Annotated in this window: 27 protein-coding genes; 25 read left to right on the top strand and 2 right to left on the bottom strand. The window is 48.7% G+C overall.

All coding sequences use genetic code 11. The features are described from left to right. Position 1 precedes the first annotated feature (1 nt). From RJD38_RS21670 to RJD38_RS21610, 13 genes are all read left to right on the top strand, one after another. Positions 2 to 958 carry a type II secretion system protein gene (locus tag RJD38_RS21670; protein ID WP_367971683.1) on the top strand — a complete coding sequence of 319 codons (957 nt, stop codon included), beginning with the start codon at positions 2 to 4 and terminating at the stop codon, positions 956 to 958. Positions 959 to 970: 12 nt separating this feature from the next. Beyond that, positions 971 to 1,474 (top strand): hypothetical protein, encoded by a 504-nt coding sequence (locus tag RJD38_RS21665; protein ID WP_065432131.1) that lies wholly within the window; start codon positions 971 to 973, stop codon positions 1,472 to 1,474. Between the two features lie 53 nt (positions 1,475 to 1,527). Then, positions 1,528 to 1,743 (top strand): hypothetical protein, encoded by a 216-nt coding sequence (locus tag RJD38_RS21660; protein WP_065432132.1) that lies wholly within the window; start codon positions 1,528 to 1,530, stop codon positions 1,741 to 1,743. Positions 1,744 to 1,832: 89 nt separating this feature from the next. After that, positions 1,833 to 2,825: a trypsin-like serine protease gene (locus tag RJD38_RS21655; RefSeq protein ID WP_065432133.1), complete on the top strand. Its 993-nt coding sequence runs from the start codon at positions 1,833 to 1,835 to the stop codon at positions 2,823 to 2,825. 400 nt (positions 2,826 to 3,225) lie between these two features. Beyond that, the gene (locus tag RJD38_RS21650; protein ID WP_065432134.1) at positions 3,226 to 3,501 is read left to right on the top strand and encodes an HU family DNA-binding protein; all 276 of its coding nucleotides are present in this window, start codon (positions 3,226 to 3,228) and stop codon (positions 3,499 to 3,501) included. A 327-nt stretch (positions 3,502 to 3,828) separates the two neighbouring features. Further along, positions 3,829 to 4,488, top strand: coding sequence for a hypothetical protein (locus tag RJD38_RS21645; RefSeq protein WP_065432135.1), 660 nt, complete (start codon positions 3,829 to 3,831; stop codon positions 4,486 to 4,488). Beyond that, on the top strand, positions 4,485 to 5,150 hold the full coding sequence (locus tag RJD38_RS21640) for a TIGR03759 family integrating conjugative element protein (protein ID WP_065432136.1): 666 nt from the start codon (positions 4,485 to 4,487) through the stop codon (positions 5,148 to 5,150). The genes RJD38_RS21645 and RJD38_RS21640 overlap by 4 nt, the downstream gene beginning before the upstream one ends. Next, entirely contained in the window at positions 5,120 to 5,632 is a 513-nt protein-coding gene (locus RJD38_RS21635; RefSeq protein ID WP_065432137.1) for a hypothetical protein, read from the top strand. The genes RJD38_RS21640 and RJD38_RS21635 overlap by 31 nt, the downstream gene beginning before the upstream one ends. Before the next feature lie 9 nt (positions 5,633 to 5,641). Beyond that, positions 5,642 to 6,046, top strand: coding sequence for an integrating conjugative element protein (locus RJD38_RS21630; RefSeq protein ID WP_065432138.1), 405 nt, complete (start codon positions 5,642 to 5,644; stop codon positions 6,044 to 6,046). Positions 6,047 to 6,087: 41 nt separating this feature from the next. Then, the gene (locus tag RJD38_RS21625; RefSeq protein ID WP_065432139.1) at positions 6,088 to 6,285 is read left to right on the top strand and encodes a hypothetical protein; all 198 of its coding nucleotides are present in this window, start codon (positions 6,088 to 6,090) and stop codon (positions 6,283 to 6,285) included. Continuing rightward, positions 6,278 to 6,424 (top strand): hypothetical protein, encoded by a 147-nt coding sequence (locus RJD38_RS21620; RefSeq protein WP_156785372.1) that lies wholly within the window; start codon positions 6,278 to 6,280, stop codon positions 6,422 to 6,424. The genes RJD38_RS21625 and RJD38_RS21620 overlap by 8 nt, the downstream gene beginning before the upstream one ends. Positions 6,425 to 6,548: 124 nt before the next feature. Continuing rightward, complete coding sequence (gene traD / locus RJD38_RS21615; protein WP_065432206.1) at positions 6,549 to 8,657, top strand: type IV conjugative transfer system coupling protein TraD; 2,109 nt, start codon at positions 6,549 to 6,551, stop codon at positions 8,655 to 8,657. Continuing rightward, positions 8,654 to 9,304, top strand: coding sequence for a DUF4400 domain-containing protein (locus RJD38_RS21610; RefSeq protein ID WP_065432140.1), 651 nt, complete (start codon positions 8,654 to 8,656; stop codon positions 9,302 to 9,304). Before traD ends, RJD38_RS21610 begins: the two co-directional genes overlap by 4 nt. 69 nt (positions 9,305 to 9,373) lie before the next feature. Here the strand turns inward: RJD38_RS21610 and RJD38_RS21605 are convergent, their stop codons facing one another. After that, positions 9,374 to 9,883, bottom strand: coding sequence for a hypothetical protein (locus tag RJD38_RS21605; protein WP_065432141.1), 510 nt, complete (start codon positions 9,881 to 9,883; stop codon positions 9,374 to 9,376). A 37-nt stretch (positions 9,884 to 9,920) separates the two neighbouring features. Beyond that, positions 9,921 to 10,199: an arylsulfatase regulator gene (locus tag RJD38_RS21600; RefSeq protein WP_065432142.1), complete on the bottom strand. Its 279-nt coding sequence runs from the start codon at positions 10,197 to 10,199 to the stop codon at positions 9,921 to 9,923. 148 nt (positions 10,200 to 10,347) lie between these two features. Between RJD38_RS21600 and RJD38_RS21595 the strand changes: the two genes are divergently transcribed. From RJD38_RS21595 to RJD38_RS21540, 12 genes are read left to right on the top strand one after another with little or no spacing between them, the layout of a single operon-like run. Continuing rightward, positions 10,348 to 10,650 (top strand): RAQPRD family integrative conjugative element protein, encoded by a 303-nt coding sequence (locus RJD38_RS21595; protein ID WP_006711819.1) that lies wholly within the window; start codon positions 10,348 to 10,350, stop codon positions 10,648 to 10,650. Then, positions 10,647 to 10,907, top strand: coding sequence for a TIGR03758 family integrating conjugative element protein (locus RJD38_RS21590; RefSeq protein WP_065432143.1), 261 nt, complete (start codon positions 10,647 to 10,649; stop codon positions 10,905 to 10,907). The genes RJD38_RS21595 and RJD38_RS21590 overlap by 4 nt, the downstream gene beginning before the upstream one ends. Continuing rightward, on the top strand, positions 10,904 to 11,248 hold the full coding sequence (locus RJD38_RS21585; protein ID WP_006711817.1) for a TIGR03745 family integrating conjugative element membrane protein: 345 nt from the start codon (positions 10,904 to 10,906) through the stop codon (positions 11,246 to 11,248). The genes RJD38_RS21590 and RJD38_RS21585 overlap by 4 nt, the downstream gene beginning before the upstream one ends. A gap of 4 nt (positions 11,249 to 11,252) precedes the next feature. Next, positions 11,253 to 11,582 (top strand): DUF3487 family protein, encoded by a 330-nt coding sequence (locus tag RJD38_RS21580; RefSeq protein WP_065432144.1) that lies wholly within the window; start codon positions 11,253 to 11,255, stop codon positions 11,580 to 11,582. A gap of 10 nt (positions 11,583 to 11,592) precedes the next feature. Then, positions 11,593 to 12,006 (top strand): hypothetical protein, encoded by a 414-nt coding sequence (locus tag RJD38_RS21575; protein WP_006712052.1) that lies wholly within the window; start codon positions 11,593 to 11,595, stop codon positions 12,004 to 12,006. Then, entirely contained in the window at positions 11,999 to 12,352 is a 354-nt protein-coding gene (locus RJD38_RS21570) for a hypothetical protein (RefSeq protein WP_006711814.1), read from the top strand. Before RJD38_RS21575 ends, RJD38_RS21570 begins: the two co-directional genes overlap by 8 nt. Beyond that, positions 12,349 to 12,984 carry a PFL_4703 family integrating conjugative element protein gene (locus tag RJD38_RS21565; protein WP_065432145.1) on the top strand — a complete coding sequence of 212 codons (636 nt, stop codon included), beginning with the start codon at positions 12,349 to 12,351 and terminating at the stop codon, positions 12,982 to 12,984. Before RJD38_RS21570 ends, RJD38_RS21565 begins: the two co-directional genes overlap by 4 nt. Beyond that, a complete protein-coding gene (locus tag RJD38_RS21560; RefSeq protein WP_065432146.1) occupies positions 12,984 to 13,832 on the top strand; it encodes a TIGR03749 family integrating conjugative element protein in 849 nt (282 codons plus the stop codon). The genes RJD38_RS21565 and RJD38_RS21560 overlap by 1 nt, the downstream gene beginning before the upstream one ends. Next, positions 13,825 to 15,225 carry a TIGR03752 family integrating conjugative element protein gene (locus RJD38_RS21555; protein WP_065432147.1) on the top strand — a complete coding sequence of 467 codons (1,401 nt, stop codon included), beginning with the start codon at positions 13,825 to 13,827 and terminating at the stop codon, positions 15,223 to 15,225. The genes RJD38_RS21560 and RJD38_RS21555 overlap by 8 nt, the downstream gene beginning before the upstream one ends. After that, positions 15,212 to 15,625: a TIGR03751 family conjugal transfer lipoprotein gene (locus tag RJD38_RS21550; protein ID WP_065432148.1), complete on the top strand. Its 414-nt coding sequence runs from the start codon at positions 15,212 to 15,214 to the stop codon at positions 15,623 to 15,625. Before RJD38_RS21555 ends, RJD38_RS21550 begins: the two co-directional genes overlap by 14 nt. Continuing rightward, the gene (locus RJD38_RS21545; RefSeq protein ID WP_065432149.1) at positions 15,625 to 18,339 is read left to right on the top strand and encodes a conjugative transfer ATPase; all 2,715 of its coding nucleotides are present in this window, start codon (positions 15,625 to 15,627) and stop codon (positions 18,337 to 18,339) included. The genes RJD38_RS21550 and RJD38_RS21545 overlap by 1 nt, the downstream gene beginning before the upstream one ends. Positions 18,340 to 18,377: 38 nt before the next feature. After that, a complete protein-coding gene (locus tag RJD38_RS21540; protein ID WP_231893351.1) occupies positions 18,378 to 19,304 on the top strand; it encodes a TIGR03756 family integrating conjugative element protein in 927 nt (308 codons plus the stop codon). Positions 19,305 to 19,307: the final 3 nt, after the last annotated feature.

Raw genomic sequence — 19,307 nt, 5'->3', positions numbered from 1 at the left:
TATGCCAAATAGAGGTAAACAAGGTGGTTTTGGCTTGATGGAAACCGTGCTTGCCTTGAGTTTGACCGCCATCATTTTGGTGACGGTGATCCCGCTGGGTATTCGTTACTACCAACAAAAGCAAGTAGATGAATTTGTGGCCAACATTAAGCATTTAGTCACTCAAATTCAATTGTATCAATATCATAAAACGTCGCGTGAAGGGGTAACTAGCGACCCGATGAAGCCCGGTTATTTTGAGGGTTGGCCAGCGTCGTTCGATGCGTTAATGACCGATTACGGCAGTGCTTTTGTTGAGTTTTGTGGGCCGACGAACGAGAGTTCTGGCGCCTGTATTCGACCAGATACATTGCCGTTTACAACCGAGAAATTGACGTTTGAAGAGTTACCTGGTTACCCGAATAAGTTGTTTTTGATTGTACCGACAGGAACGTTACCAAATGACGGGCCAAGAGCGCGATGGGGGCGACCTTTACTCTCGATCCCAGATACGTTAGTTCGCCCTGACGGCAATATTCAAATCAGCCTTAGACCACTCACAAAGAGCATTATGTATGACGAGTTCTTGCGTAAAGACGGCTCTGTTCATCTAACGCAAGATTGGGATGTTGGGGGGCAATTCGGTATTACCAATACCCGCGATTTGACGATTAGAAATATAGACGGGTCCCAAACGAGGGTGAGTAATAAATTGACGGATATTTACACCGTTGAGCACGGAGAGTGGTTAAGTAAACCCAAATGTCCTAATGGATTAATGGCAGAAGTCAATCCAACGATTACATCGGTTGATTTTCATCCAAGTTACGATTTAACCGGTAGCCAACGAGCGTATGTGATTCAAGAAACATCAACTCAGTGGCAATTCGGACTCGATGCTTTAGCGGTGCATAAAAGTAGTGGTACCAAACGATTTTTAAATGGCGGTGTGATCACCGCATTTGTTCAATGTAAATAAAGGAAACTAAAAATGATGAAAAAAACAATAACAGCAGTATTGGCCGTGTGTTTTGCTCTAAACGCATATGCGGGTGAAAAAATCACCCTTGATATGGCGATTGAACAAGATGCCGCGGCAAGAGCTTATAATAACTCTGTGGATATGGGAGCCCTTAAAGGAGGGATGAGTCAAGCTGCTTTAGAAACGACTGGAGGAGGGACTGGATGGAAAGCACATTGGAGTGGTTCAACAACCGGAAGCGTTGCTATACCAGGAAATGCTAAGGAAATTTTTGTAGTAACATCGAACGGAACACATTCATTCCCTAAAAATAGCGGTGCATTTACTCTTGAAACAGTATCAAGAAGCAATCAAAGCCTAACTGCGACGGCAACATCTCGATTTACAGGAAGTTCAGTCATTGGAGGGTCTCAAACAAAGACTGCATATAAAGATTGTAGTTCAAACGGCAACCGTCAATGTAAATACACGGCATCTGCCAGCGTGTACATTAATAAAGTCATGTATAAATAGCTTTAATCAAATCAATCCGCTATAGTTAAATACCACTATAGCGGATTATTGCAATGAAAGAAGAGTATTTGAGACATCTATTCAAAATCGCCCCCAATCATTCAAAAGAAATCACAGAAGCGACCATTGATCATTTGTGCCACGGTTTATCGCAAGATAAAGCCGCTGAAAAACATCACACTGTACAATCATCCGTAGGACGCACGGTTTCTAAGATAAGGAAGTTAGACCTGCTAATCAAAGAAGCAATAATTATAAAAATATCGTGATCGCCACAACAAAAACAATTGCATTAACCTAATATGATACACCTAGTATAATAAGATACATGCCGTAATCGTTAGCAAGGACACACCTTATGCGTCGCTCTTTCATGCTTTTAGCACTACTCTCGTCATCAACCTTTGCCGCTGTAGATGGAACAAGCGTTAATTGGTCGGACTATAAAGATATGGTAAATAACAACTGTACCGGCACCTTAATTGGTGGCAAGTTCATTTTAACGGCGGCGCATTGTTACGATATAAAAAACACAGTCATCACACAGGATGGCGCATGGATAAATCCAACCGTTGTAAACGATCATCTCAATTATCCTGGAGTGGAAGGTTATGACCTTTCAGTTTTAACACTGCCTAATCGATTAGAAACAACCTACATTCATTACTTTGCCGATCTTAATAGCGATCCTGTCAGGAATGGTGATGAAGTTCGCCTGTTTGGTTTTGCAGGAACGCAAGATCAGCTTAGTTATGCCACTATGACTGTCGATACCACACCAACCGTTGTGACTTCACGTTATACCGCAGAAAAAACTATTGGTGGTGGTGAAACTCAAGGTGGGGATTCAGGAGGAGCATGGTTAAATAGTAGTAATGATATCGTAGGGGTTCATAATGCCAGTGATATTGCTGGCGGAGCAACAGATTATACCTTTGGCATTAACCTTCATGATTCAAAAGATTTTATTCTTGATACCATTGACGGCTGGCATTACCCAACGCTTGCCACGGCAAACGGAGCCAAAACAATTACCGTTCAATCTTTGCATACCGGTGGGTCTGTAGATAGCGCTTATTCCGACGGTAACGTGACGATTACAGGCGGCACTTGTAAAAACGGTGCGATCGGTGAATTTGAGAAATGCACCTACGAGATTGAAGCTACCGGAGAAGGTAAGTTGTGGCTGACACCGACAGAATATATCCACGTTAATAAACCCGCACCAGGCACAGATAATGGCGGCGGTTCTAGCGGCGGTTCGATGAGTATCTTCTCGATGTTTGCGTTATTGGGGTTAGGATTTGCCCGTAATCGGGGTTGTAAGCGGGAAGCCGCCAAAATTTTGTGAGCATATTTTAAGCGTCCGTAAGACGGTGGTTCAACGGACACTAAAAAGACAGTGCAGCTCTAACTGTCAGGCCAATAGTTACCATCTCATATGAGTGGTACGAATTAATTCTCATTGAAGGTGCGTTAATCGTACACTTTAAGCATGATTAACCAGAAACATGCCGCTAAACCTTGATAATTTTGGGCGCTAATCATCGTGACAAAAAAAGGCGGGTTCCGGCTTACAACCCCTAATCGTAAAAAGAATACGGTTAGTGCATAAAATCATTACACTTTCCAATCTACGTTGTGATAAGGTTTTTACCTGTTCGCAGAAGACTCTTCAACGGTTAGCGAATAGCATCAGTCATTAAAAAGCGGGCTCAATAAGGGCCCCTTTCTTTTATGGAAAATAGACAATGAATAAAACTGAATTAGTGGCCCACGTTGCCGAAGCGGCCGAACTATCAAAAGCCGATGCCGGACGTGCGATCGATGCCATTATTGATGGGATCACTGAGTCACTTGCAACTGGTGATGATGTTGCACTGCTTGGCTTTGGTACATTTAAAATTTCAGAGCGTGCAGCGCGTGATGGTCGCAACCCTCGCACTGGCGAGACGATCAAGATTGCAGCAAGCAAAGTACCTTCCTTTAAAGCAGGTAAGGCATTAAAAGATGCCGTAAATCAGTAATATTAACTGATTTCAACTTCTTATAGGGCGCCAGTGGCGTCCTTTTTTATGCCTGCCATATGATCACCTCTAAGCGTCGCCACTCTTCTTACCTTCTTAATCCTCAAGCACGCGAGAGAGAAATTGTAAGCTTACGATTTCGAACTTGGGTGGAACAACGCGAAGCGGCGTTAGTTATCTTATTACAATAGCAAGCAACAATTCCAGCGAAATTATACCATAAATAAATTTTTCTCGTCACAAGTTAAAATAAATATTTAAACTTGCGGAAATGAAATTTTTTCTTTGCTAGCGTCGTTAACGAAATTCTGTCTTTAGGAGAGACTCGTGAACCCCTATGCAAAAACTGCCATTAAATGTGCAGTATTAACCCTTTGGAGTGCCACCATTGCCGTTGGTGTGCTGCTTGCTTACGAACAATGGCGTCCTTCGATCGTACAAACCGATTTAGATGCGCTCGAACAGCGGATCAATGCCGTAGTTTTAGATAACGCGACAACTCAAACAGCCGCGCTCAACCTATTATCTGGCAAATTAGACGCGTTAGAAGAGGAATTGACCTCCTTAGAGCTCGGCTATGGCGCTCTTACTCACCGTCAAGAGACGAATGAAACTGAGATCTCAAACCTTGATGACAAATTAAGCGCTGAGATGAGTGAAGGCCTGAGCAAATTAGAAGCGCGATTAACCACAAAACTCAACAGTGCGCCGAGTCGCACGCGCACTATTGTGGAGTCGCCGCGTAAAACGGTTAAGTCCACAAAACCAAAACCAGTAATTAAAGCCCCTTTTGAGCTCTATGACGTTCAAAAACGCGGCCTAACCTACCTTGCGATTGTTGGAAAACCAGGTGCTACGCATTTATCGCAATTAAGCGCCGTTCAAGAAGGACAATCTTATCAAAGTTGGCGCCTTATAAGAGTAGAGCCTGGTCGAGTGGAATTACAAAAGGCCGCCGACCGAATTGAACTGGAGGTGCGCTCATGAAACTCATGTGGTTATTAGCACTGATGGTCAGCACTACATCGATGGCCAGTGATGTGGTTTCGATTCCGAATGAGATCGTCAAAGAGACATTATCCGCGGAAAACTGGCAACTCTCAGAGGGCGAATGGTCACGATATCAAGAGCTCCTGAATAAACCCGAAGCTTATGGTCTTGTTGACCAAAATCCGCTCGTCGTTCTTGGTCAGTTTGCTCGCAATGATGAAGAACGTCGCCGCTATGCACAGCGTCTTGTCGCCATCGATAAAAAACGCATCGATGGATTACTGGCACTTGATAAAGCATATCGCAATGCTTGGGACTCACTCTATCCAGCCTTAACCCCAATAGCCCAAAGCTTGCCTGAGCGAGTGTCGCTTTTTGTCACCGCCAATTGCGATCCTTGTATGGATGCCTTGAAAGAGTGGCGCACTCGAGGTGTCAAGGTGGATGTTTTCATGGTGGACAGCAAAGGCAACGACTATGTTCTTCGACAATGGGCAAGCGCAGCCGGCGTCAGAAAATCAGATGTGACTGAGCGCTTTATTACTTTAAATCACGATTCTCGTGGCTTGTGGTTTCACTTAGCAAAAGGAGAATCAACGCCTATCGCCGCGTTTGAGCAAGAGGGTGTATGGTCCGTTATCTCATTGCCATCTTCTTAGTGTTAAAGATGGGCGTTGCGAGTGCGTCTGTTCCGCCACTTTATCAATCGATCGCGCATCAGTGGGAAGTACCCCCGACGGTGCTCTATGCCCTTGCGATGGGGGAAAGTCAAACGCGATTAAAAAACGGTTTGGTTCGTCCGTGGCCATGGACGCTCAATGTCAAAGGTACACCTTATTATTACGCGGATAGGGAGACCGCATGTCAGGCGTTAATGGGCTTCTTACGACAAACTGAAATTGTCGATATTGGCCTAACGCAACACAACTGGCGCTGGCAAAAAGATCACTTTACCTCGCCATGCTCCGTGTTCGAACCGTCAGTCAATTTAGCTCATGCCGCGAGATTGCTTCGAGAAGGTAGGGCGCTGCATGGCGATTGGGTAAAAGCCGCTGGCTATTTCCACCGACCTGCCGGTGGGCAAATTGCACGACGTTATGAAAAGCGATTCATTGCGCAGCTCACGCAAGTTCAACGTTAAGGAGACCGTATGAAGTCAAAATTCTCATGTTTTATCCACCTCCTCTGGTTAAGTGCGCTTCTTGGGAGTGGCCAATCTTTTGCAAAAGACCCCATGAGCTTAATGTTGCCAGTAATAACCCCGCAGTTAACACCGGGCAAAGTGGTGGCTAAATCCGCTCCCACTCATGTCGGGATGCCACTTTTTATTGTGGGTGACGATGCGTTATCTCATCGATGGTTAAAAGCGCGCAAACCCTATCTTCAATCCATCAATGCGGTAGGGATGGTGGTGAATGTGAAAAGCGAAGCGGGCCTAGCTCGTATGAACAGCTATGGTCTTACGCTCTATCCCGTACCGGGCAAAGACTTCGCCAAAGCGTTCGGGCTTAAACATTACCCCGTTCTTATCGAGAACAAACAAATCAAACAATAACTCAAACAAATAGTGACCCTCTTTTTTTTCAGGAGAAGCCAATGTCTGTGATTTCCCTTAGTAACGCTGATGTGCATCAAGTGCTGTCCGCTTCACATCATGCCATTGCCAATAAAGAGCTGGCCCCTTTGGTGCTGGCTGTATCCACACTTTCCGCCAAAGAAGGTCTGCGACCCGAGGTGGCACTTATCCGCTTGATGCAACAAGGAGCGAGCAATGAAGGTGAGTGCGATGAATAAGACGCCATTTGCCAAAAAATGGCTCAGTGAAAAAGCCAAACCGAGAGTGATTTTTGACCCCAAACCGCATCAAACACGAAAGCGTATCGAATTGATGGAGGAAAAACTCCGGTGTCAGGCGTCAAAGTCACCCAATTAATTGGGTGCATTAAGGAAAAAGCAAACAATGATGAGTGATAAGGCGAAAAGAGAGTGCGTAAGTGAGTAGTTACGGGTATGCAGAAGGCTTGCTTCGGCCTGCAGAAGAGTTATTGAGCGCGGCAATGTTTGCGCTGGCGATTGTGATGATTTGGGTTCTGCCGGAGCTTTTCTTGTTGCCATTTTGGTGGCGCGTAGCGGTCACCGGGTTGCTGTTCTATTTCTTTCTTATTCGCTTTAAACAAGGCTTAGATGTTCTGTCTTATCAAAAAGGGCTGTTACAACTCCCTTTTTGGGCCATGTCGTCGCTGGATATGCCGGTCTACAAGAATAAGCTGTTCTTAGGGAAAGGCTTTCTTGTGTTACCACGTCACGCGCAAAGACTCTACGACTCAAGACAAATCTGGGCGGAGCGTTATGTGACACCTTCAAAGCTCTATCATTTCGCTCGGAAAATGGAAGCCAAATATGAAGGTCACTGGATTGAGCGATTTTGGACTGGCAGCCAAGTGATAAAAAAGGCGGGGCGCTTTTATGCTTTGGTGAACCTCTTTCTCAACAGTGTTAATCCCGTCAAACCTTTGCCTCCCGTTGGTGGTGATACCAGGATGCACGGCGTTGGTATGGAGGATGAAACCGACTGCCTACTGCCAATGAGTGCAAGAGCCGGTCATACACTTGTGCTCGGCACAACTGGGGTTGGTAAAACGCGCCTTGCTGAGCTGATTGTGACCCAAGATATTCGTCGTGGTGATGTGGTGTTCATGTTTGACCCTAAGGGCGACGCCGATATGTTGATGCGTATGTACATTGAAGCACTGCGCGCCGGCCGAGAGGATGAGTTTTATATTGTTCACCTTGGTTATCCAGACCAGAGCGGGCGATACTCGCCTGTGGGTCGTTTTGGCCGTATCACCGAGGTGGCCACACGCGTGGCAGGGCAACTGGATGGCGGTGGTAACAGCGCTGCGTTTAAACAGTTTGCTTGGCGATTTGTTAACATCATTGCCAGAGCGCTCGATGCACTTGGCCGTAAACCTGATATGGCATCGATACAGCGTTACGTGACAGCCATTGATGAGCTCTACGTCAGTTATTGCGTTAAAAAATTGCCTGATTACCATCCCAAAGCGGTGGATTTAGTGACCGCGTTTGAAAGTAACGTCAATGAGAAAAACACACCACGTCATTTACAAGGTCGTTCAAAGCGGGTCGTCGCCCTTGAAAAGTATTTTGGTGAATACCCTGTCAATGACGATGTGCTTTCCGGTCTGCGCAGTGCTATTCAATACGACAAGACCTATTTCGATAAAATCGTCGCCTCTTTGTTGCCTCTGCTTGAAAAGCTTGGGACGGGGAAAACCGCTGAAATCATCTCACCAAGACATACGCCTGGTGACGAACGCCCCGTAGTCGATTGGCGTGAGGTCATTATGCAAGGAGGCATTGTTTACGTGGGGCTTGATGCGCTTTCAGATACAACGGTTGCCGCCGCCTTTGGTAACTCGATGTTTGCCGATTTGTGCTCATTAGCAGGGGAGATTTACAAATTTGGTAATGCCCCTGGGTTTGGTCAGTTCAAACCGCGCAACATCATGATACACGCTGACGAATTTAACGAGCTTATCGGGGATGAGTTTATTCCGATTTTGAACAAGGCAAGGGGCGCGAAATTTGTCGTCACCGCGTACACGCAAACCGAGTCCGATATTGAAGCCCGTCTGGGCTCAGCAGCCAAAGCGGCGCAAACCAAAGGCAACTTTAACAGTTTGATTTGTCTTCGTGTTCGCGAGCAAAAAACCGCGCAAATTCTGACTTCTCGTATGGCAACTGTCACCATTAAAGACATTGTTCCTGATACGGGAGCGACTGACAATCCCGGTAGTGATAGTGGCTTTCGCTCTAGCAATAAAGATACGCTGCAGAACAAAGAGGTGCTGTTGATTAACGACAATGACATCACCAACCTGCCTATCGGACAAGCCTATGCGGAGTTAGAAGGGGCGAAATATTGGAAACTGCGCTTTCCTTTACCGAGCAGTGTTGGGGATGAAGCCTTGCCTGAGAGCGTACAGATTTTGGTTGATGGCATGATGGAGAAGACGCAAGCGGTCAAAGACAGCAATGAATGGCTCAATGAGACTCAGTGGTTCGACAACTGCATCGCCGATGCAGAGAAATCATTATCAGAAGAGGAGTTAGAGACGTTGTTTGGCTTGGAGAATAGAGCATGAAGCAACAAGAAGCCTCGAAAAACGCACCACCACGCAATGAACCGCTTCGATGGTATCAATGGCCATTCGCCGCACTTGGGCATTTGATGGGGATTTGGATATTGTTGATATTATTTGAATGGCTGGGTGGTCTTTGGGGGAATGAGGTCGGTACTCATGCAAAGAGTACCTTGCTTTTACAACTGGATGCGCTGCAGGCAGATTACCCTGGTGTGTTAAATCGGCTGTTACCGTGGGTATCGGAGCTAATACTCAATTTCAGTGATGTGCTGTCGCTTAACTTTACAGGCACCTTCGCTTTCATTACGCCATTTTGGCATGGCGCTGTCTATGTCACGCTTGCGCTGATGGTGCGCATTGCTTTGCTCTTCTTTGCTTATCCGCTTTTTCTGATGGCGATGTTTCTTGGGGCATTCGACGGCTTAGTGGCAAGACAAAGACGTATTGCTTTTGTGGCAAGGGAAACAGAAACGGTTCACTACTACGCTTACAAATCACTGCCTTGGGTGGTGATGGGGTGTAGCTATCTATGGCTGTTCGTGCCAGGGATTGTGGCAATATCGCCTTCATTAATGTTGATCCCTGGCGTCGTTGCGACCGGGATATTAGTGCAACAGACCATGGCAAGTTACAAGAAGTACCTATAGTCAATCGCAAAACGTATCAAGGAAGTTGATTTTAACTGTCCATGCACCATGCTTACGGTGGCGCATAATTCACAAAAAATCAGCGTCAGTGGCTAACTCTAAAGTTTCATCATCATTTCGGGGGAGTGTTGGTGAGACTTTGTTGTTTAAAGCAATCTTGTTTTTCTCGACCTTATCGGGCTCAGTCGCTATCCCGAGCGCGATTTTCCATAGAAATGGCACGTTAGGCTTTGGTGGCGTGGATTTCGTGACAAATACTAGATCTTGAAAGACAAAAGATAATTCGTTTGCCTGCCTTTTTGGGATAGCCTTGGGCGTGCAGGGCTCGCAATCGACCAGTCGATAAAAACTGCCCTCTTTTCGGTTTTTACCCAAAAACTCAATCTTAAATCCCTGAGCTCTTAACTGGCTGACTCTGTGCGTGGCCACACGTCGCTTGATTTGAAAATGATGACTCAGCTCTTGATAGGTGAACGCATTGACGCTCATCAGATACTCCGCCATGGCGATCATGTGATTATACCGCGTCCATTGCTTAAGATAAGCAATATTCTGCAGAGCAATGTCTTGGTTTTTCATGGTGATGTTGATGTTCTGCTGGGCGACACGCTCGCCATTAATGATCTCTTGGCACGGTGATCGCACCACTGGCAATACCTTCCGCCAAACGCTTCATCATGTTAGCAACACGATAAAACCCTTCGTATTGCGTCAAGAAGTAATCCATTGGAACCTTGGTAGACGAGTCCATCACGCGCTTAAATGCGTCCATATAGTCATAGCATTGAACGAGAAATTGCTCATCCCCTTCGATCGTGAAGGGATAACGACGGCCAAACTCATCCACTAACTGAACAAGCTGTTGCTGCTCAGCTGTAAAGTATAAACAAACCAATTAAATCAACTCGCAGGTAAAACAAAATCACCGTGAGGATACCATAATTTTCCTCTCGCGTACTAAGTTAAAATATTTATTTTAACTTGCGGTTTTGAAATTTCTTTCTTGCTAGCTTGTACGCACGTTTTTTATTCAGGAAACAAAGATGAAATCAATCATTGTTCTTGGCGTGGCGCTGCTGGCCAGTTTGCCCGTCAATGCGAGTGTTGAAGGAGAAAAGCAAGAGCTCGCGCTTATACAAGCTCACCTCGATAAGCTCGATTACCTTATCGCGCGTGCCGAACGTGAAGCGGATTATCGATCGCTTCGCCAATTTGAGTATGGCGCCTTAAAAAGTGATATCCGCCAAATTCAAGCGGGGATAGACGATTACCTCCATCCCGAGCGCGCAGTTCCTCGCCCTGTTACGCCTTTAGGTGGTGACTACGTTCAAAGGCCGATGCGATGAGCGTGGAAATCGATCCGGGTCGCGCACTCGATGCCTTTACGCATGGCGCCGGATACACCCCCAATTCGCTGGCGATTGTGCTTGGCTCTGTTGCGTTTGTCGGATTGCTCGCGTGGGTTATCTGGACAGCTTGGAGTGGCTTTAAAGGAATGCGTAACAAAAAAGTCACCAAAGAAGTGTTTCGGCGGATGATTTTTCGAGCGCTCTTTATCTTTCTCGTTCTTCAATTTTTACTTTTTTATGGAATAACCGCATGAACAACCCTCTTTTAACCAAATGGCTTGCCTTGTTCTTTCTCGCTATCGGCGCGAAAGCGCACGCCAAAATTCCTCAAAACCAAGATCCATCGCAAGGGCAGAGTGACAACATTCTTACCATGGTGCTCTATTTTGCCTACGACATCTTGCTGATTGGCGGCTCTATTTTTATCGCCTTTTGCGCCATCTATTTTATGGGGCACATGTGGGACATGTACAAGAAAACCCGTGAACGTCAGGCCACAAAGCAAGACCTACTTACCGATGGTGTCATTGGGGCGGTGTTGCTGCTGTTTTCCATTTGGGGTCTGAACTTTGGTTTGGGCATTTTGGAGAAATAGCACGATGAAAAGTGCCGCTTGTTTAAATGTGATGCCCCCTTTTTATAAAGGCCTTTCGCTGGGCGAGATTGGCGTACTCACTATCGTCAATACCTTGATTCTTGGCGTGATAGGGCTTTTTGTGGCCTTCATAACCGGATGGTGGATTGTGTTCGTGAGCGCTCTACTGCTGGGATTACTAAGCATGGCGATATTGCCTAAAGGCTTGATTGCGCCGCTCACTCGTATCAAGGCACGTCACTGCCAAAATTATTTACAAAAACAATTCGATCGCCGAGTGAATGCCGAGCGATACACCACACAAAGTCGCCGCTTTGCGACTCGACGAACTTAGGAGAAAAACAATGAGCACAGAGAACGTAGCGGGCAACGAAGCGCCAATCAATATTGAAATCAACCCAACCGATTCAGGGGCGATTTTACTCCATGGCTGGCTTCGTGCTTATGCCGAGTACGACGAGTTGTACTTAAGCGAAGACAAAGACTACGGCGAAAACTATCGCGGTGACAGCGTGCGTCTTGAGCTTTATGAAGCCACCGATGGGCAGTGGGTTTATGTCCAAACCGTCCGAGGGGCCAATATTGCCGGTTACCGACCGCGTCAATGCGATGTGCAGATTTTTAGAAACCGCGACGTCTGTCAGCCTCATTTTCGTATGGGTCGTCGCTACGCGGCCGCACTAATGAAAAAAGCAGGCCTTTCTCATGTCCAATTCATCGGTCACGAGAAGGCGGCCGAGGAGGGGGATGATGAGTAATTTTCCCTTCAATACAGAGCTGATGGACTTTCAACCTGTAGTACTGACGGCGGCAGATAACTGCGGCCGAGATTGGCACTTTGACGGCGCGCTCATGGGGCAAAGTCAAGACAGTCACTATGACTATTTTTTGTACCACACACGCTCTAAGCACAAGTACTACATCATGGTTGGTGTACGCATTGAAAAAGCAACGGGCATCACCGAGGCGGAAAACTGGGGAATGATTGACACCGATATGATGGCCAGCTTCATGAGTGAATATGCGCGTTTTGACATATTCACTCAGTGCCAGTTTCCGGGTTACCACTACATCGGCGCGCCAATACATCGGGAGGCGGCATGAGTCTCAGTCGTTTTCGCAGTGCGTTAGCGGGGCGAGATGCACACATACGCTCGCTTCGCGTGGCGCTGGTCAGTGTCAGCGCACTGGCCCTTTTTGCGCTTTGGGGATGGAACAAGGCTGGCGGTGAGTTAACCGTTCACAATCCACCGGATTTAAGCGCAGGCGCTTCGCGCGTTTGGTCTGAAATACCAAAACCCAACGTCTATGACTTTGCGGTGAGCATTTTCACCCAAGTCAACCGATGGGTCTCTGATGGCGGCGTGGACTACAAAGAGAATCTGCATCTTTATAGCTACTACTTCACGCCCCAATGTCGTCAGATTTTAAATCAAGACTATGAGCAAAAACGCCAAAAAGGTGAGCTGTCGGGGCGTGAGCGCAGTTTGTCGCAAATTCCGGGCTACGGTTTTGAGGATTGGCGAGTTGAGAAGCACAGCCGCGATAACTGGACAGTGCAAGCGGACTTGCAGCTCAGTGAATACGTGAGCGGCGTGGAAGTGAAATCGAGCGCGATTCGCTGGCCACTGAAAGTGGTGCGCTATGACGTTGACCGTAACAACAACCCATGGGGATTGGCTATCGATTGCTTTGATGGTCCAGCACGTAACATCGAATTTAAGGAGTCCAAATAATGACGTTATCAAAAGCGTTAATGTGGAGCGCCGCTCTGCTGTGTGTTGCTCCCGTGCAAGCGATGGAGCGTGTGATGAATTGGGAAGGCACGCCGCTTCCTTTGACGATGACGCCGGGTAAGGAGTTGATTGTCAACTTCGGTGAAGATGTGCGCATAGCCATACCGGCCCATCTCAATGGCGTATTAAGTACCGCCTCACTTGGTGGTCGCGTCTACTTAAGTGCTAACCGTCACTTTGATGTGGCTCGTCTGCATGTTGAGCGACTCTCTGATGGGATGCGCATTCTATTGGATGTTCAAGCAGATGACGCTTTTGCATCGATGCCGCTGGTTGAGGTGGTGCTACCCAAACAGATGGGCGCACCTGTGAGTGACAATGTCACGGATGTGGCTGTGAGCGGTGGAGCTGCTATCTCACAAAGCCAAGCATTGAAAATGGCGCCGCAAGCGCTGCTTATTCGCTATGCCATGCAAAGCCTCTATAGCCCTTCTCACGCCATCGAGCCGTTGCCTGGTGTGGCAAGAATGCCGATGGGGCTAACAAATAACATTCAAGCCAGCGCTTTCCCTTATTGGCCTGTTGAAGCTACACCCATTGCGGCGTGGAAATTGGGCGAGGAGGTGGTCACCGCCATTGAAGTGAAAAACCTTGGCCAGCGCGTGCAAACACTCGACCCAAGACAGGTGGCATTGGGCGGTGCGTGTCTGATTCGCTCTTGCATGGTGAGCTTTGTTTATCCAGAGATAAACGCAGCCGGCAGTGAGAGTGACCGCTCAACAGCGTTCGTGGTCACTCCAGGTCCGCTTCGCCAGCACTTACTTCCTGTGGAGGGGCATCGTGGTTAAACGTAATTCTTTTATCGCTTATTCCGCTTTGGCGGCCGCGGTCATGGCTGGGCTTGTCTACATGGCATCCCAAGCAAAATCGGCGCAAAAAGAGGGGGACGCAGCTGCAGAATCTGTGGTGGTTGAAACCTCTAGTTCATCAATGGCAACGCTCGGCGCCATTGGTGATACGCCAGAAGATACGCTTCGAACCTTAACCGCCAGCTTAACTCAAGGCCAAGAAGATAAACAAAAAATGGCGCTAGAGCTTGCGCGAACACAATCTGAGTTGGAAGCGCAAAAAAACGAAAGCTCTGCGCAAATTGAAGCGATGGGTAATCGCTTTAACCAGCAGCTTGAGCAGATAGAGAAAAAACTCTCGAGTAATTTGTCTGAGCTCAAAAACCGTCAGAACGATATCGCTATCGAGGTGCCAGAGTTTGAGCTAGAGCAGCTCGGCATTGACTCTGGACGAGAAGATGGCGTGGATGAGTGGTCGCAACCGGCCACGACGCCAACGTCTTCCGAGCTTATCTGGACCGAACCGATGGACGCCAAAAAAGATAAAGATGGCCAATGGATAACGCCTTTAATGCAAGGCGCCGCGGCGCTGCAAGAGAGAGTGTCAGCAATGGGCGAACCATTTGATGCCAGCGGCCCTCAAAGTACGCCTGTCTATACCTTACATCGTGGGGCGGTACTCAGTGACGCCACCTCTTTAACGGCGCTGATGGGGCGAATTCCTGTTAATGGCCAAGTGACCAGCCCTTATCCTTTTTCCATGGTGATTGGAGCAAAAAACCTATTGGCGAATGGTTTTACCTTGCCAGAGGTGCAAGGGGCGATTGTGACCGGCACCGTGACGGGGGATTGGAGCTTGAAATGTGTGCGCGGCGCGGTGGAATCGATAGATTTTATTCGCACCGACGGAACGATTTTGTCTTACCCGGAAGTGCAGGGAGCCATTAGCTCAGATTTTGATGGGAGCAGTGTACAAACCCAAGATTTGGGTTATCTGGCTGACCCAAATGGCAATCCGTGTCTGACCGGTATTCGCATCTCAAATGCGCCGCAATACCTCACCACCAAAGGATTGCTTGATGCGGCCACTGCAGCAGCAAAAGCTGCCGTCACCGCGCAACAAACCATTTCCGTGGATGGCGGGACAAGCACCTCTGCGCTCACCGGCAGTGCGATGAAAAATGCCGCCGGTGAATCTGCTGCCGCTCTGACAGGCACCGTTTCTGACTTTATTCAATCTCGCATGGGCTCAAGCTTTGACATCATCTATGTCGAGCCAGGCGTAAAAGCGGCGATTCATCTTCGTCAACCCATCACGCTCTCGGTGCCAGAAGTGCCTTATCGCGTGCGTTACCAAACTTCCACACAAGGGGCTTCTTATGCGCTGCCGTAATTTTTTGTTATTGACGCTACTGAGCGTAGGTGCGGGTTTAACGGGTTGTTCAACCTCGCAAGAGGCGGTACTGCCACAACCTGACACCAATGTTGAACAAGTTTGGCAAGAGACCATGCAAGGTGAGGCGAGTGAGGTCAAGGCGTGGGGCGCGCTTAAAAGGCCATTAACCCCACAAACACTAGCGGCTCGCCAAAGCGATTACACCCGAGATAGCTGGCGTGAAACCATTAACCTGTTTCCGCGTCTGCCCAATCCTGATGTGGTGATGTACGTCTTACCTCATCGCGTGGGCAATCTTCCGGTGCCCGGGTATAGCACGGTTTTTCCTTTGTATGAGCGCGTGCATTACGCAACGCCTGCCCAGGCACCGGCCACTCTTCCAAGGGAGGCTTGGTGATGCTTGAGCGCATGAAAAACAAAGTAACGCCTTTTTTTAATGAAGGGATGGAGCATGGCGTTGAACCACTGAGCTACAGCGTGCCGCCCTCTTTTGCTTCGCAATTGCCGTGGATAGAAGTGGGTGAGCAAGGGCTGGTGCAGCTAGAAGATGCGCGCTCTTTAGGTTTGTTCTTTACCATTACGCCACTGCCAACCGAGGATAAAACCCAATCACAGCTCAATGCGGTGGTGCGTCATGTGGCGCACACACTCACCACCTTATGTGACGATGAAAACCCATGGATAGTGCAGCTTTTTGCCCGAGACATTGACCGCTTTGGTGAGGTGCATGAGCGCCTTTTGCAACAGGCAAGGGTGAAAGACGCCTTTACCCAAGCGGTTTTAGAAGAAGACCAGCGCCACTTTGACATCATTGGTCGTGAGCAGGGAATTTTTGCGGTCAACAGCCGACCTTGGCGCGCGCGTGAGCGCCAGGTACGATTGGCTATCTATCGCTGGATGCCCGAAAAAAGCACGGCAGCTGAGCTGGATAAAAACCGCTCACAACTAAAAAGTCTGCGCCGCCGCTTGCTAAGCCCTAATGCGTTGCTAGACCAAGGAATAGGCATTAGCGCTTGCTCAGGACAGGCGGCGTTTGAATGGCTTAGCCCGTTTTTCAATCCATCCGGTATTCGAGGAGAGACGCTGCGTTATCGTCCTTCGCGCTCAATGATAGACCAAGATTTCTCTGAGCGTTTGCTTCGCAGTGGGGTTCGCTCTGATGCAGAAAATGGGATTTGGTGGTTTGATGGCGATAAGCCGGTTGCCAATCGCGTCATGGAGCTCGATACCTGGGATAACGACGCCTTTTTAGCGGGCGCTATCTTTGGTGAGGTGGTGCCCGATGAAGGTGAAGCGCCTCGTCCGCAAAGTGTGGTCTTTGATGACCTACCACCAGGCACCATGATGGCCATGACCTTGCTGCCACAGACCAAATCGAAAGCGCGCGAGCGCATCAAGCACATTCAAAAATCGTCCGTCGGTGAAGAGACCGAGCTGGAAACACTGCGTCAGCGCTGTGATGACTTTGATACGCACCTTGAGCACCATCCATTGTGGCGTGGTCAATTGGCTTTTTACCTGCAAGCGGATTCCCTTGATGAAATGGAAGCGCGTACCGATAGCCTTCGCGCCACCTTTAATGGTTCGAACCTGTCGCTTCGCTTCATTAAAAACAGCGACCAAGAGTCGCCCCTTGATAGCTTTTTGCGTTGGTTGCCGATGAACTACCACCCTGAGCTTGATGAGCAGTTTTGGTATTGCGGCTGGGTATGGCTTGAAGAAATGCTGGCACTCTCGCCACTCTTTGGCCGCTCAACGGGCACAGGCAGTGATGCGCTGCACTACTTCAATCGTGGAGGGGAGCTCTTTGGCTTCGACCCTCTGAATGATTTTCTCTCTAATGCCCACTTAAACCTTTTTGGTCCGTCAGGCTCTGGAAAGTCCGCCACCTTAGTGGGGATTTGTCTTCGCCTGCTCGCCACCCATCGTCCACGACTGTTTGTGATTGAAGCGGGGAACAGTTTTGGCCTATTAGGCGCTTATTGCGAGCGCATGGGGCTCAAAGTCAATCGCGTACAACTCAGCGGGAGCTCAAAAGGGGTTTTAGCGCCGTTTGCGGATGCAAAACATCTGGTTGGCCAAGAAGTCGCGCACGTCTGCAGCGATGAATCGCTCGATATCGAGCATTTAAACGACAACGACAGTGAAGACGACGAGCAACGTGACATTTTGGGTGAGCTTGAAATCATGGCTCGCTTGATGATAACCGGGGGTGAGGAGAACGAACTGGCGGATTATCGCCGAGCCGACTCTGCGATGGTACGTGATGCCATTAAAGCCGCCGCCGAGCTTGCCCATGAACGTTACACGGTCAGACCGACACACATCAAAGAGCAGTTGATTACCTTTAGCCAAGATGCGCAACGCCCTGAAGCCAGACGCGAGCGTGCGCGCCTCATGGCAGAAGCGCTCAGCTTTTTCTGTGAAGGACTGGAAGGGCAAATCTTCGACCAAGAAGCGGAGCACTGGCCAGAGGCCGATGTCACCATCATTGATTTGGGTATTTACGCGAAAAATGGCTATGAAGCTCAAATGGCTGCGGCGTATATCTCGCTGATTAACCGTATTAACGCCATTGCAGAGCGTGACCAATACAGTGGTCGTCATATCGTCGCGTTAACCGACGAAGCGCACCTAATTGCAACCAACCCACTGCTGGCGCCTTACGCGGTAAAAATCGTCAAGATGTGGCGAAAACTTCAAGCCTGGTTCTGGCTGGCCACTCAAGACCTCGCAGACTTCCCTGCGATTGCCAGAAAGATGCTCAACAACGCGGAATGGTGGGTGATGCTCAACATGCCAGAAGATGAGCTGACCAACTTAGAAGCGTTTAAAAAATTGCGCCCTGCAGAAAAAGAGCTCATTCGCTCAATGACCGCCGAAGACAACAAATTCAAAGAAGGGGTCGTTACCGGTCGTAACGACACCTTAATGGCGCGCTTTCGTATTGTCCCGCCCGCGCTTTATCTGGCTCTTGGTGAAACCGATGGTAAGGCGAAGAAAAAACGTCGCGATTTAATGCGTGAGCACGGCATTAGCGAGCTCGATGCGGCACTACTCAAAGCCAAACAAATTGAGCAGGCGCGCCTGGATTACAGGGGAGAGCGATGAGAGCCATCAACTCACTCTTGATGCTGGGAATTACAGCAATGGCTACACCTTCTTTTGCAAGCTCTAATGCGCAAACGCAATCAGAGACAGGATTCAACACACTTGAGGTGCTTGCCAGCAGCGCGTGCCCTGAGTGCTTGGATTATGAAGTGATTGGGACTTGTGTCTGGATGACCTGCACCCCTGTGGGGTGCTCCACTGACACCTCAATCAAGGTCAAACACCGCCTACCGGATGCGGTGGTGATGAGCTACCCAGAAACCGGAGAGAGCCCATGGTCTGAGCTACAGTGGCTATCGCCTGCAAATCCATTATCAGAGGCGGGCGGCAAAAGTCACCCGCGCACAGTTCAAGGCGTGGATAACCCAACCACGGCGTTTAACAACGTCGATGTGATTGGTCATCCCGGTGTTGATTCGATTTATGGTTTATTGGGCTCGCTTGGCTACTTTGTGGAGAGTCCGGCGACATCCATGATGCCTTACTACCTCTCTAGCCTTGACCCACTTGGCTGGCGCTACAATCTGCCAGACCTTTTTACTTTAGACACTTGGAACCCAATGGTGGACACCCTTGGGAACTTTGGCAACGTTTTCCCACGAGGCGGGTTTGCGCTGCAGCCTCATCCGTTTAAAGCGGCGGCGCTTGCGGCCTTTCGCGCGATGCACCTGGTGACAAGAGAAGGAGAGAGCCGCCTCTATCAACCGCTGGTTGCAAAAAAACGCGCAGGTTACTGGCCGCCAGAAGGGGTGGAAGCGGGTAATGATGAGACCGCCTTTCAGATGATTTACCCGCACAAGCAAGACGACGCCTACCCGTGGCCTGAGTTTGATGACAGTACGACCACGACAGACCCTTATGCCGAGCTGCGCTCTGAAAAAGACGACTACGCCTGGGCGGTGTGGCGAATGTACAAAGGCTGCGAACGTAAAGGCGCGAAATTAGTAGCCCATTTTGGCGAATAAATT

The organism is Vibrio scophthalmi (assembly GCF_040869025.1).
Classification (GTDB): domain Bacteria; phylum Pseudomonadota; class Gammaproteobacteria; order Enterobacterales; family Vibrionaceae; genus Vibrio; species Vibrio scophthalmi.
The sequence above is the reverse complement of the archived record's forward strand: the minus strand, read 5'-3'. Positions and strand labels throughout refer to the sequence as shown.

What these genes read in the sequence shown, in the direction of transcription:
- RJD38_RS21670 (WP_367971683.1), top strand. Translation starts at nt 2, where the DNA reads ATGCCAAATAGAGGTAAACAAGGTGGTTTTGGCTTGATGGAAACCGTG.
- RJD38_RS21665 (WP_065432131.1), top strand. Translation starts at nt 971, where the DNA reads ATGATGAAAAAAACAATAACAGCAGTATTGGCCGTGTGTTTTGCTCTA.
- RJD38_RS21660 (WP_065432132.1), top strand. Translation starts at nt 1,528, where the DNA reads ATGAAAGAAGAGTATTTGAGACATCTATTCAAAATCGCCCCCAATCAT.
- RJD38_RS21655 (WP_065432133.1), top strand. Translation starts at nt 1,833, where the DNA reads ATGCGTCGCTCTTTCATGCTTTTAGCACTACTCTCGTCATCAACCTTT.
- RJD38_RS21650 (WP_065432134.1), top strand. Translation starts at nt 3,226, where the DNA reads ATGAATAAAACTGAATTAGTGGCCCACGTTGCCGAAGCGGCCGAACTA.
- RJD38_RS21640 (WP_065432136.1), top strand. Translation starts at nt 4,485, where the DNA reads ATGAAACTCATGTGGTTATTAGCACTGATGGTCAGCACTACATCGATG.
- RJD38_RS21635 (WP_065432137.1), top strand. Translation starts at nt 5,120, where the DNA reads ATGGTCCGTTATCTCATTGCCATCTTCTTAGTGTTAAAGATGGGCGTT.
- RJD38_RS21630 (WP_065432138.1), top strand. Translation starts at nt 5,642, where the DNA reads ATGAAGTCAAAATTCTCATGTTTTATCCACCTCCTCTGGTTAAGTGCG.
- RJD38_RS21625 (WP_065432139.1), top strand. Translation starts at nt 6,088, where the DNA reads ATGTCTGTGATTTCCCTTAGTAACGCTGATGTGCATCAAGTGCTGTCC.
- RJD38_RS21620 (WP_156785372.1), top strand. Translation starts at nt 6,278, where the DNA reads ATGAATAAGACGCCATTTGCCAAAAAATGGCTCAGTGAAAAAGCCAAA.
- traD (WP_065432206.1), top strand. Translation starts at nt 6,549, where the DNA reads ATGTTTGCGCTGGCGATTGTGATGATTTGGGTTCTGCCGGAGCTTTTC.
- RJD38_RS21610 (WP_065432140.1), top strand. Translation starts at nt 8,654, where the DNA reads ATGAAGCAACAAGAAGCCTCGAAAAACGCACCACCACGCAATGAACCG.
- RJD38_RS21605 (WP_065432141.1), bottom strand. Translation starts at nt 9,883, where the DNA reads ATGAAAAACCAAGACATTGCTCTGCAGAATATTGCTTATCTTAAGCAA.
- RJD38_RS21595 (WP_006711819.1), top strand. Translation starts at nt 10,348, where the DNA reads ATGAAATCAATCATTGTTCTTGGCGTGGCGCTGCTGGCCAGTTTGCCC.
- RJD38_RS21590 (WP_065432143.1), top strand. Translation starts at nt 10,647, where the DNA reads ATGAGCGTGGAAATCGATCCGGGTCGCGCACTCGATGCCTTTACGCAT.
- RJD38_RS21585 (WP_006711817.1), top strand. Translation starts at nt 10,904, where the DNA reads ATGAACAACCCTCTTTTAACCAAATGGCTTGCCTTGTTCTTTCTCGCT.
- RJD38_RS21580 (WP_065432144.1), top strand. Translation starts at nt 11,253, where the DNA reads ATGAAAAGTGCCGCTTGTTTAAATGTGATGCCCCCTTTTTATAAAGGC.
- RJD38_RS21575 (WP_006712052.1), top strand. Translation starts at nt 11,593, where the DNA reads ATGAGCACAGAGAACGTAGCGGGCAACGAAGCGCCAATCAATATTGAA.
- RJD38_RS21570 (WP_006711814.1), top strand. Translation starts at nt 11,999, where the DNA reads ATGAGTAATTTTCCCTTCAATACAGAGCTGATGGACTTTCAACCTGTA.
- RJD38_RS21565 (WP_065432145.1), top strand. Translation starts at nt 12,349, where the DNA reads ATGAGTCTCAGTCGTTTTCGCAGTGCGTTAGCGGGGCGAGATGCACAC.
- RJD38_RS21560 (WP_065432146.1), top strand. Translation starts at nt 12,984, where the DNA reads ATGACGTTATCAAAAGCGTTAATGTGGAGCGCCGCTCTGCTGTGTGTT.
- RJD38_RS21550 (WP_065432148.1), top strand. Translation starts at nt 15,212, where the DNA reads ATGCGCTGCCGTAATTTTTTGTTATTGACGCTACTGAGCGTAGGTGCG.
- RJD38_RS21545 (WP_065432149.1), top strand. Translation starts at nt 15,625, where the DNA reads ATGCTTGAGCGCATGAAAAACAAAGTAACGCCTTTTTTTAATGAAGGG.
- RJD38_RS21540 (WP_231893351.1), top strand. Translation starts at nt 18,378, where the DNA reads ATGGCTACACCTTCTTTTGCAAGCTCTAATGCGCAAACGCAATCAGAG.